Source organism: Glaciimonas sp. Gout2 (genome assembly GCF_035018905.1).
Classification (GTDB): domain Bacteria; phylum Pseudomonadota; class Gammaproteobacteria; order Burkholderiales; family Burkholderiaceae_D; genus Glaciimonas.
The window spans coordinates 117756-135956 of the sequence record NZ_JASJXA010000008.1 but is presented as its reverse complement, the minus strand read 5'-3'; the positions used below and the strand labels follow the sequence as shown (position 1 = coordinate 135956).

Here is an 18201-nt window from a genome sequence, read left to right as displayed (position 1 = left end):
CGGTCCTGCAGAAACACGAAACAATGAATTGTAGAAAGCATTTATGAGCGCCATACCGTTGATCCCAAAAAACGCTCCGTTCTCTACGGAGGAGATTAGCGTTTTGAACAAGGTCGTGTCGCGAACGACGTCGCTGCAGCGGAGCTGGCTCGCTGGTTTTTTCGCGGGCTTCGAGGCGGCACAGGGCGCTGAGGCGGTGCCGGCGACTACGGCTAGGCCGCGGGCATCTCTGACGGTCCTCTACGCCACCGAAAGTGGCAACGCCGAAAGCCTCGCCATCAAGGCGAAGAAGGCCGCACAGAAGCATGGCCTCGATGCACGCGTCATCGACATGGCGGACGCCGACATGGGTCTTCTCGCCAAGACGAAGAACCTCATTGTCTATGCGGCGACATGGGGCGAAGGCGATCCTCGCCAACATCACGGCCGAGGCGCGAGCGCAGATCGAGGCGATCCGCTAATCGTGCAGTACGCGAAACAGCGGAACGAGGGCGAACGCTTCGGCGACTTCGTGATCCGCGCTGAATTCGTCACGGCAACCTTGGCCGGCAACCGTTTCCACGCAGAGGTGGTACTTACCGATTATTAGTAGCTATACGAAATTAAATTCTTGTAACTATGGTTTTTAAACGCTACTATATCAGCATGATCAAGGAGCTAAAATGGATAGTCGTGGCATTGCAGAGCTGTTCTTGCACTTGGGGCGCATAGGATTCGGCGAAGGGTTTGCGAAGGGCTTGACGGCGGCACAGTGGACGGTGCTCAGATACTTCGCGCGAGCCAACCGCTTCTCGCGGACGCCTTCCGCTTTCGCTACGTTTCATGGCACGACCCGGGGCACAGCGTCGCAGACGATCAAAAACCTCGAAACACAAGGTTATCTGACGCGGCTACGCTCTGAGATCGACGGGCGCAGCGCCCGGCTCGATCTTACCGATAAAGCCACGGCCGTTCTTGCAAACGACTGTTTTGAAGTCATGGTTCGTGCGGTGGATGCACTGCCAGCCGGAGTGCGTGGCGACTTCGCGCATACCTTGCAGCGCATGCTTGGTCAGGTGACGTTGGAGAAGGGTATGCCTCCCTTTGGCACCTGTGCATCGTGTAAGTATCTGGAGGGTGATGGCTGCTGCAGGGAGGGGCAGGTACCGTATGCGTGCGGGTTCGTGAATGTGCCGCTGCTGTTGAATGAGGTTGACGAGCTTTGCATCAACTTCGCCCCGGGTAAGCCTGCGGCGATGAAGGACGCTGCCGCCGGTGTCGTATCGAGATGATCTCTGCATCAGCCATCACCCTCACAGAATATGCCGAATCAAAATGTAATGTAGTTCACCTAGGAACCCAATGAACGCAACACCGAAATTCCTGTCCACCACCGCTACGGTGGATGAACGTGCAATCCTGCCACTGCCCAATTCGCGCAAAATCTATATCGAAGGATCGCGCCCTGATATCCAGGTGGCGATGCGCGAAATCAGCCAGTCAGATACCGCCGCTCCCTACGATGTTGAGAAGAACCCTTCGATTGTTGTCTATGATTGCTCCGGACCGTACACCGATCCCCATGTCAGTATTGACATCAGCTCCGGTTTGCAAACGCCGCGCACGCCATGGATTATTGAGCGGGGCGACACCGAGGAGCTATGCGGCCCGAGTTCGGCTTACGGCATTGAGCGCATGAATGCCCCGAAGCTGGCCGACATGCGATTTAACCTCACGCGCAAGCCGCGTCGCGCATTGCCAGGCAAAAATGTGTCACAGATGCACTATGCCCGCCAGGGCATCATCACACCAGAGATGGAGTACGTCGCCATCCGCGAAAATATGCGGCGCAAGGAGTATCTGGAAGAATTAGAATCATCCGGACAGTCAAGCAAAAAAATGGCTGCATTAATGGGTCGCCAGCATCCGGGCGAATCATTCGGTGCCAGCATTCCGGCCGAAATTACACCTGAGTTTGTGCGCGAAGAAGTTGCCCGTGGCCGCGCCATCATCCCGCTCAACATCAACCATCCAGAAATTGAACCGATGATTATTGGTCGCAATTTCCTGGTGAAAATAAATGCCAATATCGGCAACTCTGCCACCACCTCCAGCATCTGCGAGGAAGTCGACAAACTGACCTGGGCGATCCGCTGGGGTGCTGACAATGTGATGGATCTGTCCACCGGCAAAAATATCCACGAGACGCGCGAATGGATTATTCGCAATTCCCCCGTGCCGATCGGCACCGTGCCGATTTACCAGGCGCTAGAGAAAGTCAACGGCAAGGCCGAAGACCTGACCTGGGAAATCTACCGCGACACGCTTATCGAGCAAGCCGAACAGGGCGTCGATTACTTCACGATCCATGCCGGTGTCTTGCTCGCGTATGTGCCGATGTGCGCCAATCGCATGACTGGAATTGTTTCGCGCGGCGGCTCGATCATGGCCAAGTGGTGCATGGCACATAATCAGGAGTCATTCCTGTACACCCATTTCGAAGACATCTGCGAGATCATGAAGGCGTATGACGTCAGCTTTAGTCTGGGTGATGGCCTGCGTCCCGGTTCGATCTTCGACGCCAATGACGAAGCGCAGTTCAGTGAATTAAAAACCTTGGGTGAGCTGACCCAGATCGCATGGAAGCACGACGTTCAAGTCATGATAGAAGGCCCCGGTCACGTGCCGATGCACATGATTAAAGAAAACATGGCATTACAGTTGGACAAGTGCCACGAAGCACCGTTCTACACCCTCGGGCCGCTGACTACCGATATTGCACCAGGCTATGACCACATCACTTCTGGCATCGGCGCGGCCATGATCGGCTGGTACGGCACTGCCATGCTGTGCTACGTCACGCCCAAGGAGCACCTCGGCCTGCCGAACAAAGATGATGTCAAGACGGGTGTCATCACCTACAAGATTGCGGCCCATGCGGCCGACCTTGCCAAGGGACACCCCGGCGCTCAAATCCGCGACAACGCCTTGTCCAAGGCACGCTTCGAGTTCCGTTGGGAAGACCAGTTCAATCTCGGTCTCGATCCAGACACGGCGCGGGAATTCCATGATGAAACCCTACCAGCGGAGGGTGCCAAGTCAGCACATTTTTGCGCGATGTGCGGACCCCATTTCTGTTCAATGAAGATATCGCAGGACGTGCGCGTCTACGCCGCCAACCAGCGCATCATGGAGACAGGGACATTGAATATCTAAACGTGAGTGGGCAGGATCCACAGGAATCCCTGTCCGTGACCAACAAGCTCACGCAGAAGTTGAGCGAGAATCACCTGATCGGACAAGGTATGAGGCGTGGCGAAGAGATTAATAGGAGGCATGAGAATGACTGACGAACTCAATGCGCTGAAAGCTTTTTTGACGTGGGAAGAATCGGCGGAAGTATTACGAACTGACGCTAGCTATGGCATAGCCCGCGCACAACGTTTGCTGGCGATACGCTACCTGCGCGGCCGTGGCGTGCGTAAGGACGAGGCCATCGCCTTTTCTTGGATGCAGCTCGCAGCACAACAACATTTCGCTATGGCGCAGCGTGGTCTTGGCGAGTTGTATGAATTCGGTTTAGGTATTGCGGCGGACATTAGCCAGGCATCACACTGGTATCAGCTTGCAGCACTGCAAGGTGATTTCACTGCTAATGAACATTTGCAACGCTTGGCACAAGCAAAGACGGTATGAAAAAACAAACACTCCAGGCGACAAAGCCTCTATGAGCACGACGCTCATTCCCGTAGTTGATCAGCGCGCCGTCAGCCGTGTGGCCATCATTCCGGCGCACGCGTTTAGCCTAGGTGGTACGCTGGCGGACACGCGTGGTCGGCTCTTGCGTGACCTGCGCATTTCTGTAACTGACCGCTGCAATTTCCGCTGCACCTATTGCATGCCAAAGTTAGTATTCGACAAGGACTATCAATTTTTGCCGAAATCCGAACTCTTGAGCTTTGAGGAAATCACGCGCATGACGCGCCTGTTCGTCGCCCATGGCGTCGAAAAAATCCGCCTCACCGGCGGCGAACCTCTGCTGCGTAAAAACCTCGAAGTGTTGATCGAGATGCTGGCCGCCCTCAAGACGCATGACGGAAAATCACTAGATCTGACCCTCACCACCAACGCCTCGCTATTATCCAAAAAAGCCCGCGCGCTCAAGGCCGCAGGCCTACAGAGTGTCACCGTCTCCCTCGATTCGCTCGATGAAGCAGTATTCCGCGCCATGAATGACGTCGATTTTCCGGTAGAGGATGTGCTGAGAGGCATAGACGCTGCGCACGACGCGAGTTTTGCGCCCATCAAGATCAACATGGTGGTGAAAAAAGGGGGCAACGATCAGGATGTTGTTGCGATGGCGCGACGCTTCAAGGGTAGCGGCCACATCGTTCGCTTCATCGAATTCATGGACGTGGGCGCTTCCAACGGCTGGCGCATGAACGATGTCATTCCCTCGGCTCAGATCGTGCGCATGATCGGCGCCGAGATGCCACTCATCGAAGCCGAACCCAACTACACCGGTGAAGTTGCCGAGCGCTGGATCTATGCCGATGGTAGCGGCGAAATCGGCGTCATCTCCAGCGTGACGCAAGCCTTTTGTTCCACTTGCACGCGCGCCCGCCTCTCGACCGATGGCAAGCTGTACACCTGCCTGTTCGCGCAGTCCGGTCATGATTTGCGCGCACTCATCCGTGCGGACAAGAGCGACGCACAAATTGCCGCTGCCATCGGATTGATCTTGAGTCAACGTGAAGACAGGTATTCAGAAATTCGTACGGAAGAGACTGCACAAAGTAAAAAAATTGAGATGTCTTATATCGGTGGATGAAAATTTCATGCGCACCGAATATGAATTCGCCGACGCAGCCCGATCCGTTTCGGCGCTACGCGGGAGCGAATTTCGTATGACACAAGGCCGTACCGAACACACAATTTGACAGGGGGAGTTGGATGAATGAAGGCTTGCAATGAGTGAATGGGTCACAGTAGCGCGGGCCGAAGAAGTCGCGCCAGGCGAGCGACGGGTTATCGATGTAGACGACACGCAGATCGTCGTATTTAATCTCGACGGCCAGTATTACGCCATCGAAGACGTCTGCACCCACGATGGTGGCCAGCTTACCGGCGGCACCGTCGAAGGCGACCAGATCATTTGCCCGCGCCACGGCGCACGCTTCTGCATCCGTACCGGCGTGGCATTGTCTGCTCCCGCTTACGAACCGACCAGCACCTTCCCGGTACGCATAGAAAATGGCGAGGTTCAGGTACGCGATAACCGCTGGGATTGATGCACCTCTTGTCTGGCTGACAGTAAGCAGACAAAAAAAGTGAAGATTTATGTATTTGATATTTAAGCATTACGTCGCTTACGACTAAAGGTCAACAAACCGCATGAATAACACGTTCACAACACGAGCAACATCGACAGAAAAAATACCGAGTCCGGAGCAGCAATTTACCGAGCACGATTGGCGTCGTCTTCTCATCAGCTTAGGCGAGGATCCAGATAGAGCCGGCCTGGTAGAAACACCGTCCCGTGTTGCAAAAGCCTGGAAACACTGGACTTCTGGTTATGCGCAAGACCCGGCTGAGCTGCTGAAAGTGTTTGAAGACGGGGCGGAAGGGTACGACGAGTTGATCCTCATACGGGGCATTCCGGTCTACAGCCATTGTGAGCACCATCTGGCGCCGTTTTTTGGTACCGCCACGATCGGCTATGTTCCAGACGGAAAAATAGTCGGTCTATCAAAGCTGACGCGCTTGGTTGATTGCTTTGCCAAGCGATTGCAGGGACAGGAGCGACTCACCGTTCAAATTGCCAATGCTTTCATGAGCCATCTGGAGCCAAAAGCGGTTGGCGTAGTCATACACTGCCGACACCTGTGCATGGAAAGCCGGGGTATCCGCACACAAGGAGAAGAAACCATCACCTCAGCCATGCTGGGCGAACTTCTGTCTAATCTGGCGCTGCGCACGGAGTTTCTGGCATTGGCGAACGGACGATAATGTTATTTATGGACACATCTACAAGCTTAAAGGCGAGGACAGCAGCACGATGACTATCGAAACCATCCGCTTTAGAAATGTCGTGTCTGTGGTAGCGCAGACAGCATCGCCCAATACTCGGCGCGATCAACAAAGGGGCTCGCAGAAGACCAAACGTGACGACACTCTTGCCGCGGAAAGATTGCCAAAACCAAATTGGATACGCGTCAAGGCGGCGTCAGCCTCAGGCCGCTACAAAGACATCAAGGAGATCGTGCGCACCAATCAGCTGGTGACCGTGTGTGAAGAAGCCTCTTGCCCTAACATTGGTGAATGTTGGAGTAAGGGTGCCGCGACCTTCATGATCATGGGCGACAAATGCACGCGGCGCTGCCGATTCTGCAACGTTAGCACCGGTCGCCCCAACCCGCTCGATAGCACCGAGCCGGAACGGCTCGCCGAGACGATCGCCTTGATGAAACTCCATTACGTCGTGATTACCTCAGTGGACCGCGATGATTTGATTGACGGCGGTGCTGGCCATTTTGTTGAATGCATACGCCAGATACGGTCACGCTCACCCAACACGCGCATCGAAATCCTTACGCCTGATTTTGGCGGCCGGCTGGATTTGGCGCTCAGCATCCTCAGCACCGCGCCGCCGGACGTATTGAACCACAATATCGAAACCGTGCCGCGCCTGTACAAAGAAGCCCGCCCCGGTGCAGATTTTCAAAACTCACTCAACTTGTTAAAAAATTTCAAGCACGCGCATCCCGCCATACCGACCAAGTCCGGTCTCATGGTGGGGCTGGGTGAGACCGATGCCGAAATCTTGCAAGTGATGCGTGATTTGCGTGCGCACGCTGTCAGCATGTTGACCATCGGGCAGTACTTGCAACCGTCCGGCGGTCACATGCCGGTGCTGCGTTATGTGCACCCGGACACCTTCAAAATGTACGAGGAAGAAGCCTACAAAATGCACTTTGTGAATGCCGCCTCGGGCCCTATGGTGCGTAGTTCATACCATGCCGATCAGCAGGCATATAAGGCAGGAATCGTTGCCAGTGATCAGCAGTAAATGAAACAAAGCAGTTGCAGTAAAACATCCACCGTTAATAGCTGCACTGAACAAGACAAAAAGTGCGCCATTAACGGTTCATTTGAATATTTATCTGGAGTCATCAATGAACGCCATTACTGAAATGCCAGCACCGATTATCTTTAGTGATAACGCCGCAAGAAAAGTCGCCCAATTAATTGAAGAAGAAGGAAATGCAGAGCTAAAGTTACGCGTATTTGTGCAGGGCGGCGGTTGCTCAGGGTTCCAATACGGCTTCACTTTTGACGAAGTGGCCAATGAAGATGATACGACGATGGTTAAAAATGGCGTTCAGTTGCTGATCGATTCCATGAGTTACCAGTACCTGGTCGGCGCAGAAATCGACTACAAGGATGACTTGGAAGGGGCGCAGTTCGTCATCAAGAATCCTGGCGCGACGTCAACCTGCGGCTGCGGCTCTTCTTTTTCGGCCTGATTGTCAACATGACGACGCATTACGACCGCATCGGGGGCGTTGAAAAGGTGCGTGCCCTAGTCACGCGCTTCTACCAGCTCATGGATGAGCTACCCGAATCTTATGGCATCCGGCAACTACACCCCGGCAACTTGCGCGACTCTGAGGACAAGCTGTTCAAATATTTGTGTGGCTGGATGGGCGGACCAGCGCTGTATGTACAGGAGTACGGCCATCCGATGTTGCGTCGTCGGCACCTGCCATTTCCTATCGGCGAGTCTGAACGCGACCAATGGCTGCTATGCATGAACTGGGCATTGCGTGAAGAGGTAGAGAATGCCGATCTGCGCCGTGAGTTGTCGAGCGCATTTGCCAAAGTCGCCGACCATATGCAAAACAAACAAGGGCCTGTTTAGTAGAGAATTAAGCTGGTATGAATTTACTCAATGACATTAACAGCCCAGTCGATTTGCGTCGACTGTCGCATGCGCAACTACCAATACTGGCCGAAGAGCTGCGCCAATTCGTCCTCGATTCGGTGTCCCAAACAGGCGGTCATTTGTCGTCTAATTTGGGGACGGTCGAACTGACCATCGCGCTGCATTATGTCTTTAATACCCCGGAAGATCGCCTGGTTTGGGACATTGGCCATCAAACTTACCCGCATAAAATTCTCACTGGGCGGCGTGATCAGATGAAAACCTTGCGTCAGTTGAATGGCATTTCCGGATTTCCACGACGTGATGAAAGTGCCTACGATACCTTTGGCACAGCCCACGCATCGACCTCAATTTCGGCGGCTCTGGGTATGGCACGGGCAGCGCTGACCAAAGGTGAAATGGAGCGTCGCGTGATCGCGGTGATAGGCGACGGTGCCATGACTGCCGGAATGGCGTTCGAAGCGATGAACAACGCCGGCGTGTATGAGGATATTAATCTATTGGTGATTCTCAACGACAATGATATGTCGATCTCGCCACCGGTCGGGGCCTTGAATCGTTATCTGGCGCGCTTGATGTCCGGCCAGTTTTACGCCAAGGCCAAGAATACGGGTAAGGCCATACTACCGGAGCCGGTGTTCCAATTGGCCAAGCGCTTTGAAGAGCACACCAAAGGCATGGTTGTACCTGCGACGCTGTTTGAGGAGTTGGGTTTTAATTACATAGGACCGATCGATGGCCATGATCTGGACTCCTTGATTCCGACTCTGCACAACATAAAACATCTGAAAGGCCCGCAATTTCTGCATGTCGTGACTAAAAAAGGTAACGGCTACAAACTGGCAGAGGCTGATCCGGTGCTCTATCACGGCCCGGGGAAATTCAATCCGCTCGAAGGTATTCAGCCAGCGACTTCCAGCAAGATGACCTACACCCAGGTGTTTAGCGACTGGTTGTGCGATATGGCCGCGCAAGACGATAAGCTCATAGGCATCACGCCCGCGATGGCCGGTGGTTCTGGGCTGATCGAGTTTGAACAGCGCTTTCCCAAGCGCTATTACGATGTCGGCATTGCCGAGCAGCACGCAGTGACCTTTGCCGCAGGTCTCGCCTGCGAAGGTCTAAAGCCGGTCGTGGCCATTTATTCCACCTTCTTACAGCGTGCCTACGATCAGCTGATACACGACGTCGCGTTGCAAAATTTGGATGTCACATTTGCGCTCGATCGTGCTGGCCTGGTTGGCGCGGATGGGGCTACCCATGCGGGCAATTACGACATCGCCTATTTGCGTTGCATCCCCAACATGGTGCTCATGGCAGCTTCTGACGAAAATGAATGTCGGCAGATGTTAAGCACCGCCTACCACTACCCAGGGCCGGCTGCGGTGCGCTATCCCCGTGGGGGCGGATTGGGTGTCGCCATCGATAAGGCATTGACTGTGCTGCCGTTTGGCCAAGGTGAATTACGGCGTCAAGGTAAGGGCATTGCGATTTTGGCTTTTGGTACGATGCTGGCGCCAAGTCTGTGCGTTGGCGAAATACTCAACGCCAGCGTCGCCAATATGCGTTTCATCAAGCCACTCGATATAGCGCTACTGCTTGATCTGGCACATAGCCATGATGCCTTGGTCACGGTCGAAGAGGGTTCGATCATGGGGGGAGCCGGTGCTGCGGTGGCAGAAGCACTGGCTGCTGCTGGATGTGTCAAAGCGCTATTGCACTTGGGCTTGCCAGATCGCTTTATCGATCACGGTGATGCGACGCAATTGCTGGCCATGTGCGGATTGAATACAGAAGGTATTACAACGAGTATCCGTCATCGTTTTGGTAATGAGTCGGTCTGCTTGCTCGCCACTCAGAACCAAGTCACCTTAGGGTTGGTTAGGAAATAACATGAACGCCATTAAAGAGTTTTTTGCCAGTTTGATGCTACGTGACTTGATCAAGGGGCTAGCTCTGACTGGACGTTATCTGTTTGCGCGAAAGATCACGATTCAATTTCCCGAAGAAAAAACGCCACTCTCCCCGCGCTTTCGTGGTCTGCATGCATTGCGTCGCTACCCGAACGGTGAAGAGCGCTGTATCGCCTGCCAATTATGCGAAGCAGTCTGTCCGGCGCTGGCCATTACGATCGAATCGGAACAGTGTGATGATGGTTCACGTCGCACGACACGTTACGATATCGACCTGACCAAATGTATTTTCTGCGGTTTTTGCGAAGAAGCCTGTCCGGTCGATGCCATCGTCGAAACGCATATTCTGGAATATCACGGTGAAAAACGCGGCGATCTCTACTTCACCAAGGAAATGTTGCTAGCGATCGGGGATCGTTATGAAACAGAAATTGCGGCAGCGCGAGCAGCGGACGCGCCCTACCGTTGATTCACGTGTTGGCTGACCGTGGTTTAATTTTAACTATCTGTTTGTGGTGCGCGTCGTTAATGTTAAAGAAAGAATAAACGGTAGATTAATGGACATACTAAGAAAAAATGGATAACGAAATACTGCTCGCGCAGCCGCGCGGATTCTGTGCTGGGGTTGACCGGGCAATCGACATTGTCAAGAGAGCCTTGGCCCAATTTGGCGCGCCTATTTATGTGCGTCACGAAATCGTGCATAACGCTTATGTTGTCAATGGCTTGCGTAATAAAGGCGTTATTTTCATCGAAGAATTAAGCGAAGTTCCACCTGGTAATACGGTCATTTTTTCTGCGCACGGAGTCCCTAAAGTAGTGGTCGCCGAGGCTGCCGAACGCGGCTTGCGGGTGTTCGATGCGACTTGTCCGCTGGTCACCAAGGTGCATAGCGAGGTCGCCAAGATGCGGAGCGAAGGACGCGAAATTGTTATGATAGGTCATGCTGGGCACCCGGAAGTGGAAGGCACGATGGGACAGGCCAACGAGGGCATTTATCTGGTTGAGACAGTCGCCGATGTCGAGAATCTTCAGGTGAAAATGCCCAACATGTTGGCCTATGTAACGCAAACCACATTGTCAGTCGACGATACTGCCGACATGATAGCGACATTAAAACGCAAATTCCCCACGATTGCGGAGCCTAAAAAAGGCGACATATGCTACGCCACTACGAATCGCCAGGAAGCCGTCAAATTCATGGCGCTGCAGGTTGATGTAGTGATCGTTATCGGTAGCCCGAATAGTTCCAATGCCAATCGTTTGCGCGAAGTTGCGGAAAAAAAATGGGCGCTGGCTTATATGGTAAAGAGCGCTGCGTAAATCGATCCAGCATGGCTAGGAGGGAAAAAGCGCATCGGTGTCACTGCTGGCGCTTCCTCTCCCGAGATTTTGGTGCAGGGGGTAGTCGATCGCTTGAAGGAATATGGTGCGAAGAGTGTGCGGATATTGGAAGGAGTAGAGGAGACAGTTGTTTTTCCACTGCCTAGAGGGCTGAGTCCTGTTATCGGGGTTTAAGGCGCATGTGCGGATGCTGGATATGCCGGTGCGCCAGCGCTATGTTCAATCGAAGCAATTGGTTACATTGCGCGCATAAAGAGACAGCAGTAATGAAACAAAGCAATAGCAATTGCAGCAAAACATCTACCGTTAATAGTTGCACTGAACAAGACAAAAAGTGCGCCATTAACGGTTCATTTGAATATTTAATTTGAGTCATTAATACCTTCGCCGCGCTCGACGTGGCTTCAATCAACACTAGGCTGGCGCCGACTTGAGAAGCCGGCGCTGCGTTTTACCCTATTTTTTTATGAAGCAAGGAATTGTAATGAGCCAATTATCTTTAGATAAATCAAAAATCCGCTTTCTGTTGCTGGAAGGTGTACATAAAAATGCCGTCGATGTCTTGAGCGGCAATGGTTACACCAATATTGACTACCTGCACACGGCGCTCGATGAAGATGCGCTGATCGAAAAAATCAGGAACGTCCACTTCGTCGGCATCCGCTCGCGCACCAAAATTAATGAAAGAGTGTTGCAAGCGGCCGATAAACTGATTGCCATTGGCTGCTTCTGTATCGGCACCAACCAGGTCAATCTGCGCGCAGCGATGGCCAAAGGCATTCCTGTTTTCAATGCGCCCCATTCCAATACTCGCTCTGTGGCTGAACTTGTGCTGGCCGAAGCCATCCTGCTATTGCGCGGAATTCCGGAGAAAAATGCACTGGTGCATCGCGGCGGTTGGTCGAAATCTGCGGAAGGCTCGTTTGAAGCCCGTGGCAAGACACTGGGTATTGTCGGTTATGGCAACATCGGCAGTCAATTATCCGTGCTGGCCGAAGCGCTGGGCATGCATGTAATTTATTATGATGCCATCACCAAACTAGCACTGGGTAATGCCCGTCAGCTGGGCACACTGGACGAGCTCTTGGCGCAAGCCGATGTCGTATCCCTGCATGTGCCTGAAATTGCCTCGACCGAAAACATGATGGGGGCCAAACAATTTGCAACAATGAAACCTGGCAGCATCTTTATCAATGCAGCACGTGGTAGTTGCGTCGATATCGACGCGCTGGCTGAGGCGCTAGAAAGCAAACAACTCGGTGGCGCTTCTATCGACGTGTTCCCAAAAGAACCGAAAGCCAACGATGAAGAATTTCTGTCGCCGCTGCGTCGATTCGACAACGTTATTTTAACGCCGCATATCGGTGGCTCGACGTTGGAAGCCCAGGCTAATATCGGTCTAGAAGTGGCCGAGAAATTTGTCCGCTACTCCGATACCGGCGCCACGCTGTCCGCCGTGAACTTCCCGGAAGTGGCGGTGCCGCTGCTTGCAGGAAAACACCGTTTGCTGCACATACACAAAAATATTCCCGGTGTATTGTCAGCCATTAACCGCATTTTTTCCGAAAATGGCTTCAATATCGCTGCACAAAGCCTGATGACCAACGATGCGCTCGGTTATCTGGTGATGGATGTCGATGCCGACTACTCGACCGTGGCGCTGCACAAGCTGCAGGAAGTCGAGGGGACGATTTGGGCCCGCGTATTGTATTGATGAATCGACACCAGACCATGATTGAAAAACTGCAAGCCATCGTCGGCGCGACGCACGTCAAAATCGATGTCGACAGCCTGGCAAACTGGGCTTGTGACGCAAGCCGCCAATATGCGCCGGCCGCCACAGCCATTGTGTTTCCAGCCAGCACCGAAGAAGTGCAAGCCATCGTCAAACTGGCCAATCTGAAAAAAATCGCTTTGGTGCCATCGGGTGGCCGCACCGGCTTGTCGGCCGGCGCCGTGGCCGCGCATGGCGAAGTCGTGGTCAGCTTCGACCGGATGAACAAAGTGCTCGAGTTCTTACCTCTCGATCATATGGTGCGGGTCCAGGCTGGCGTGCTGACCGGACAACTTCAGCAGTTTGCCATCGAGCAAGGGCTGTATTATCCGGTCAATTTTGCGTCGGCCGGTTCCAGCCAGATCGGCGGCAATATTGCCACCAACGCCGGCGGAATCAAGGTGATCCGTTATGGCATGACCCGCGACTGGGTGCTTGGTTTGACCGTCGTCACCGGCAACGGCGACATTTTGCACCTGAACAAGGGTATGACGAAAAATGCGACCGGATATGACTTGCGGCATTTGTTTATCGGTGCCGAAGGCACGCTCGGTTTTATTACCGAAGCGGAGATCCGACTGGAACGCCAACCGCACGATTTGTGTGTGATGGTACTGGGTATGCCGGACTTCAATTCGATCATGCATGTCCTGGAGGCGTTTCAAGCCAGGCTGGACTTGACCGCATTCGAGTTTTTTTCGGAACTGGCGCTGCAATGCGTGATTGCCGGTGGCGATGTGGCCCGTCCGTTCGAGGATGCGACACCGTTTTATGTGTTGCTCGAATTTGAAGCTTCATCGCCCACCGTTGAAGAGCAGGCGATGCACGTCTTTGAAGCGTGCATGGAGGCCGGCTGGGTACAAAATGGCGTGATGAGCCAGAGCGAAACCCAGGCCAGGCAGTTATGGCGCCTGCGTGAGGACATTTCGGCGACGATCGCCAAATTTACGCCGTACAAAAACGATATTTCCGTGTTGATTACGCATGTTCCGGCATTTATTGCCGACATCGACGCTATCGTGCAGGCCAACTATCCGGACTTCGATATCGTCTGGTTTGGCCATATTGGGGATGGTAATTTGCACCTGAATATTCTCAAGCCTGCTAACTTGGGCAAGGACGAGTTCTTTGCCAAATGTCAGATTGTGAACCGATCGGTGTTTGAAACCGTGCAAAAATATGACGGTTCAATTTCTGCTGAACACGGTGTCGGCATGACCAAGAAGCCGTATTTGGGCTATACCCGGTCAAAGGAGGAAATTGCGTATTTACAGGCGATCAAGCAGGTGTTTGATCCGAACAGCATCATTAATCCGGGCAAAATTTTTGACCTGACATAGACAGCATTTGCGCGCACTGACTGTTCTGCAACTATGTGTAGCGCCCTCAAACCGGCGGAATTTGTCCATCTCAAATCACCAAACCAGCGATGGGATCTACATTGATCGGTTCGTCCTACGTTCGAAGTTGCTGCGGAGTTGTTTTAAGTTTTTCATATTGAAAAAGGTTATTGATTTTTACAGGACAAGCCTGATCGGTCTGATTTCGGTGTCTGCGGCCCGTCGGTAAACAGTTGTTTGGCGACAGGTCAGTTGCAAATGCTGGAGGCGGCGGCAACTGCCATCGAGCTGATCGAATCGAACATTTTGAATCCAGGCGGAGAGTTCGCTGGCTTGTTCGTGCAAGAACCGCAGAGTGAGGTGAACTGTCAATCCCGGACACACGTCTCAAGCAGATTTTTTCTGCCGGTTAAAATTATCAGCAAAAGCAGCTGGGGATAAATACCCCAATCGTGAATGCCTTCGTTGACGGTTATAAAAGATTTCGATGTACTCACCAATAGATGCCTCAGCTTCGGCACGGGTGGCATATCGCCGATGATGTACCAGCTCATTTTTTAAGCTGCCCCAACAACTTTCCATTGGTGCATTGTCATAACAGTTTCCTTTGCGTGACATGGACGCTTGCATGTCAAATTGCTCTAACAACAGGCGATAAGCATGGGCGCAATATTGGCTGCCACGATCAGAGTGATGGATCAGTCCAGCGGATGGTCGTTGAAGTGCTACTGCACGCCATAGAGCACGGCTGGTTAGCGTTTGCGTCATCCGATCACCCATCGCATAACCGACGATTTCACAGGTAAAGACATCCTTGATACCAGCCAAATATAACCAGCCCTCTTGAGTCGGAATATAGGTGATATTAGTGACCCATACTTGATTCGGTTGAGTCGGATTAAACGTTTGATTCAGTAAATTGTCAGCCACTGGAAAGCTATGATTGGAATTGGTCGTCACTTTAAATTGCCGCTTTTGCTTGCAAACAATACCTAACTGACGACGCAATCTCGTGAGCCGATCCCGCCCAACCGTAAATCCATCATTTGCCAATTCAGGCTGCAAACGTCTTACGCTATACGTTTCACGGGTACGTCGATGCGCTACTTTGATTGCTATTTTTAACCGTTCATCTTCGCAACTGCGCTCGCTCGGAACACGTGTCAGCCAATCGTAAAAACCACTGCGTGATACGACCAATACTTTACACAGTAGCTTCACAGGATAGTGGAGTTGCAATGTTTTCACGTGCGCGTACCGGGTAGCGACTCCCGTGCAAAGTACGCCGTTGCTTTTTTTAATATATCGCGTTCCTGGCGCGTTTCATGCAGTTCACGCCGCATTTTAGCTAGCTCTTCTTCCAGCTCCGCCACACTTCGAGATCCAGCCACTGTCATCACTTTGCCAGACTTATTACCCATGGCAAGAACTACCCATTTGTTCAAATTACTTTGCGACATCCCTAGTCGCATGGCCGCCTCTCTTCCTGACAGACCTTGTTCTAATACCATTTTTACCGCTTCAGCTTTGTACTCGTCGCTGTATCTCTTTTGCGTTTTCATCCACACTCCTTTGAACTCAGTTTATCAAATTCGTGTGTCCGTTTTTTTCAGACTACCTCATAACGCGGAGCGCGTCCTCCGCCGTCATCGTAATAGGGCATTTCCACAGTGTGAAGGGCATCGGGTGTTTCTAGCCCTTTCCACTGAAAGTAGCGCTGCCACAGTTCTGCGGGTGAGGGGAAAGCATCCAATGCCAGTTCCTGCTCGGTCCTTTTAGCCAGCCCAGTACGGTCATGCATCAGGAAGGCATCGCCATTGGAGCTAAACACAAACGGTACGCCGAGGGTTTCGGCATAGTTCAAAGCCTGTTGCATGCCAGCCCCGACGCTTTGAGCGTTTTCCTCGGCTTCGATGACTGCTAGCGGGATATTTGGCTTGTAGTACAAGATGTAATCTGCGCGCTTTTGTTCACCACGGGTATGCAGTTTGCCGCGCACAATCACGCGCCCCTTGGTAAAGCTCACTTCCTCGCGAATCTGAGTATGCAGATCCCAGCCTGCGGCCGTTATGGCCGGTGTGATGTACTTGGAGCAGATGTCGCGTTCGGAAAGGCTTTTCTTGTCAACGATAGGAAAGGATGTCCTCGTGTGTATCCGGGCAGTTGGCTTGCTTGCAAAGGTAGTGTTATTTAACTATTTGCAACATTTTATCTTACCAGAGGACTAGTTTATTGATGTTTTCAAGCATTATCGAGATACGTATACCTTCAATCTATTTCTTTTTGAAAAAACTCCATACAGTGAGGATTAATTGCTGATTCCCAACTTCCGATGCGGTTGTGAAAGTGCAGACTTGCATCAAGCATTATCAAAGAAATGGATTTCCCCTAAATTAGTGGCACTTAATAGTGTCTACTGAATTAGGGGAAGTCCAGCTAACTCACTATTCATGATGCCAATTCATGTGCTTACTTAGTGGAGTTTAGGCCAGGATCATCAGTTGCTTGCCTTGGAGGCGCTTTCACCGTGACGAATTAAATAAATTATTACATTGGAGTTGCTATATAAATGGTGTTATCGAGAAATTGAAGTCGAATCTGTACCCAAAAAAATCGAAGCAGGGCACTATCCGAGCTTTTCTAAAAGGCTTTCCGGTTTAAGGTGTGTGTATCTTTTGAGCATTTGCATACTTTTATGTCCAGTGATGCTGGCTACCTCCATCGGGTGCAATCCTTTTTCGAAGAGGCGCGATGCAGCTTCGTGTCGCAGATCGTGCCAACGCAGGTCTTTGATTTGAAGTTTCGCAAGGGCGCGTTTCCAAATACAAATGACTGCATTTGCAGTGGTATCCAGCACGAGTCCAGAGTTTGACAACGCGATTTCGCCTTTGTCATCTCTTGGACAGATCGCATGTAATGTCTTGATAGCATGTTTCGATAACGGTAATATCGCAGGCACGCCCTTATTCGCAATTTCTATAGCACCGGCCGGAAACCGTATCATGCGTGCCGATAGATCTATCCACTCCCACCGAAGTTTAAATAGCATACCTTGTCGCAGGCTTGTTTCAATGGCGAGATCGAAGGCGCATGCGGCACACTTGTTCTCACTTGCATTCAAACGTTCAAGGATCAGATCGTATTCTCCGATTTCCAAGCGGCGACTGCGGGCACGACTGCCAGCGGGCTTTCGAATATTTTGTAGGGGATTGGGAAGGCTTTCCATACCCCATTCTTTGCGAGCAATCTCGAATAGATGGCTGATGAGCTGGAGTTCCAGTCGGATTGTATTTTCTGCTCGACCGGCTTCTCGCCTAGCGTCCCTATAACGGGCAAAATCGGCACCCTTAAGGTTCGCCAGGGTTCGGTAGCAAAGGTCATTTTGCAGCCACCTGTTAATGCGACAGGTTTCTTGGTAGGGGTGGCGCTTGGTTGGGACGATATCTTTATTGTAGCGCTCAAGCGCCTCGCGTAGGGTAGTACGTTCTGCCTCGGCCCTATCAGCGTATAGACCCGAGTCCATTTCCGATTCAATACGGCGTGCCCATTGTTGGGCCTGCTTCTGAGTATCGAAGGTGCGATATGTCGGTTTGTATCCTTTGCGCCGAACTTCAGCTCTCCAATAGGCCCCGCGTTCCTTGATATATGCCATTCCAGTTTCTCCGATCGTTAATAAGGCGCTTGGTCTGGATTCTTTCATTCCGGCAGATTTCCGGCAAAGGCCAGTTTTTGAATCTAATCGGGAATAGATAGACGAAAAAAAAGCACTCCGATTTCTCGTAAGTGCTTGATTCTCTACTACTAGTGTTCTGGCTCCCCGACCTGGACTCGAACCAGGGACCTGCGGATTAACAGTCCGTCGCTCTACCAACTGAGCTATCAGGGAAAAGAAAGAAGCAGAATTAT

15 protein-coding genes, 1 tRNA gene and 3 pseudogenes are annotated in these 18201 nt (G+C 52.1%); 15 read left to right on the top strand and 4 right to left on the bottom strand.

What is annotated here, in order from left to right:
* Positions 1–43 precede the first annotated feature (43 nt).
* The 15 genes and pseudogenes from QN379_RS08300 (at position 44) to QN379_RS08230 (ending at position 14295) form a co-directional block, all read left to right on the top strand.
* Entirely contained in the window at positions 44–589 is a 546-nt protein-coding gene (locus QN379_RS08300) for a flavodoxin domain-containing protein (protein WP_322240072.1), read from the top strand.
* A gap of 73 nt (positions 590–662) precedes the next feature.
* Positions 663–1271, top strand: a complete 609-nt coding sequence (locus QN379_RS08295) for a MarR family winged helix-turn-helix transcriptional regulator (protein ID WP_322240070.1) — start codon at positions 663–665, stop codon at positions 1269–1271.
* 70 nt (positions 1272–1341) lie between these two features.
* Positions 1342–3186: pseudogene (gene thiC / locus QN379_RS08290) on the top strand (phosphomethylpyrimidine synthase ThiC); the annotation flags it as partial.
* A 135-nt stretch (positions 3187–3321) separates the two neighbouring features.
* Positions 3322–3675, top strand: coding sequence for a tetratricopeptide repeat protein (locus QN379_RS08285; RefSeq protein ID WP_322240068.1), 354 nt, complete (start codon positions 3322–3324; stop codon positions 3673–3675).
* A gap of 31 nt (positions 3676–3706) precedes the next feature.
* Positions 3707–4810: a GTP 3',8-cyclase MoaA gene (moaA, locus tag QN379_RS08280; protein WP_322240066.1), complete on the top strand. Its 1104-nt coding sequence runs from the start codon at positions 3707–3709 to the stop codon at positions 4808–4810.
* A 139-nt stretch (positions 4811–4949) separates the two neighbouring features.
* Positions 4950–5270 (top strand): non-heme iron oxygenase ferredoxin subunit, encoded by a 321-nt coding sequence (locus QN379_RS08275; RefSeq protein ID WP_322240064.1) that lies wholly within the window; start codon positions 4950–4952, stop codon positions 5268–5270.
* 103 nt (positions 5271–5373) lie between these two features.
* The gene (gene folE, locus QN379_RS08270; protein WP_323506447.1) at positions 5374–5988 is read left to right on the top strand and encodes a GTP cyclohydrolase I FolE; all 615 of its coding nucleotides are present in this window, start codon (positions 5374–5376) and stop codon (positions 5986–5988) included.
* A 49-nt stretch (positions 5989–6037) separates the two neighbouring features.
* Positions 6038–7048, top strand: a complete 1011-nt coding sequence (gene lipA / locus QN379_RS08265; protein ID WP_322240062.1) for a lipoyl synthase — start codon at positions 6038–6040, stop codon at positions 7046–7048.
* A gap of 106 nt (positions 7049–7154) precedes the next feature.
* The gene (gene erpA, locus QN379_RS08260; RefSeq protein ID WP_322240060.1) at positions 7155–7505 is read left to right on the top strand and encodes an iron-sulfur cluster insertion protein ErpA; all 351 of its coding nucleotides are present in this window, start codon (positions 7155–7157) and stop codon (positions 7503–7505) included.
* Positions 7506–7513: 8 nt separating this feature from the next.
* Entirely contained in the window at positions 7514–7900 is a 387-nt protein-coding gene (locus QN379_RS08255) for a group II truncated hemoglobin (RefSeq protein ID WP_322240058.1), read from the top strand.
* Positions 7901–7917: 17 nt separating this feature from the next.
* Entirely contained in the window at positions 7918–9816 is a 1899-nt protein-coding gene (gene dxs, locus QN379_RS08250) for a 1-deoxy-D-xylulose-5-phosphate synthase (RefSeq protein WP_322240056.1), read from the top strand.
* Position 9817: 1 nt separating this feature from the next.
* Positions 9818–10306 carry an NADH-quinone oxidoreductase subunit NuoI gene (gene nuoI, locus QN379_RS08245; protein WP_322240054.1) on the top strand — a complete coding sequence of 163 codons (489 nt, stop codon included), beginning with the start codon at positions 9818–9820 and terminating at the stop codon, positions 10304–10306.
* Between the two features lie 107 nt (positions 10307–10413).
* Positions 10414–11355, top strand: a pseudogene (gene ispH / locus QN379_RS08240) (4-hydroxy-3-methylbut-2-enyl diphosphate reductase).
* 310 nt (positions 11356–11665) lie between these two features.
* The gene (gene serA, locus QN379_RS08235; protein WP_322240747.1) at positions 11666–12895 is read left to right on the top strand and encodes a phosphoglycerate dehydrogenase; all 1230 of its coding nucleotides are present in this window, start codon (positions 11666–11668) and stop codon (positions 12893–12895) included.
* 17 nt (positions 12896–12912) lie between these two features.
* Positions 12913–14295, top strand: coding sequence for an FAD-binding oxidoreductase (locus QN379_RS08230; protein ID WP_322240052.1), 1383 nt, complete (start codon positions 12913–12915; stop codon positions 14293–14295).
* Between the two features lie 387 nt (positions 14296–14682).
* On the opposite strand, the gene QN379_RS08225 is transcribed toward QN379_RS08230, so the two are convergent.
* The 4 genes and pseudogenes from QN379_RS08225 to QN379_RS08210 form a co-directional block, all read right to left on the bottom strand.
* A protein-coding gene (locus QN379_RS08225) for an IS3 family transposase (protein ID WP_322240050.1) occupies positions 14683–15857 on the bottom strand; the annotation gives its coding sequence in 2 pieces (ribosomal slippage) (positions 14683–15587 and positions 15587–15857; 1176 coding nt in all).
* A 59-nt stretch (positions 15858–15916) separates the two neighbouring features.
* Positions 15917–16426 (bottom strand): annotated as a pseudogene (locus tag QN379_RS08220) (type I restriction endonuclease); the annotation flags it as partial.
* Between the two features lie 495 nt (positions 16427–16921).
* Positions 16922–17947 carry a site-specific integrase gene (locus tag QN379_RS08215; protein ID WP_322240048.1) on the bottom strand — a complete coding sequence of 342 codons (1026 nt, stop codon included), beginning with the start codon at positions 17945–17947 and terminating at the stop codon, positions 16922–16924.
* A gap of 158 nt (positions 17948–18105) precedes the next feature.
* Positions 18106–18181 (bottom strand) — tRNA-Asn (locus tag QN379_RS08210).
* Positions 18182–18201 lie beyond the last annotated feature (20 nt).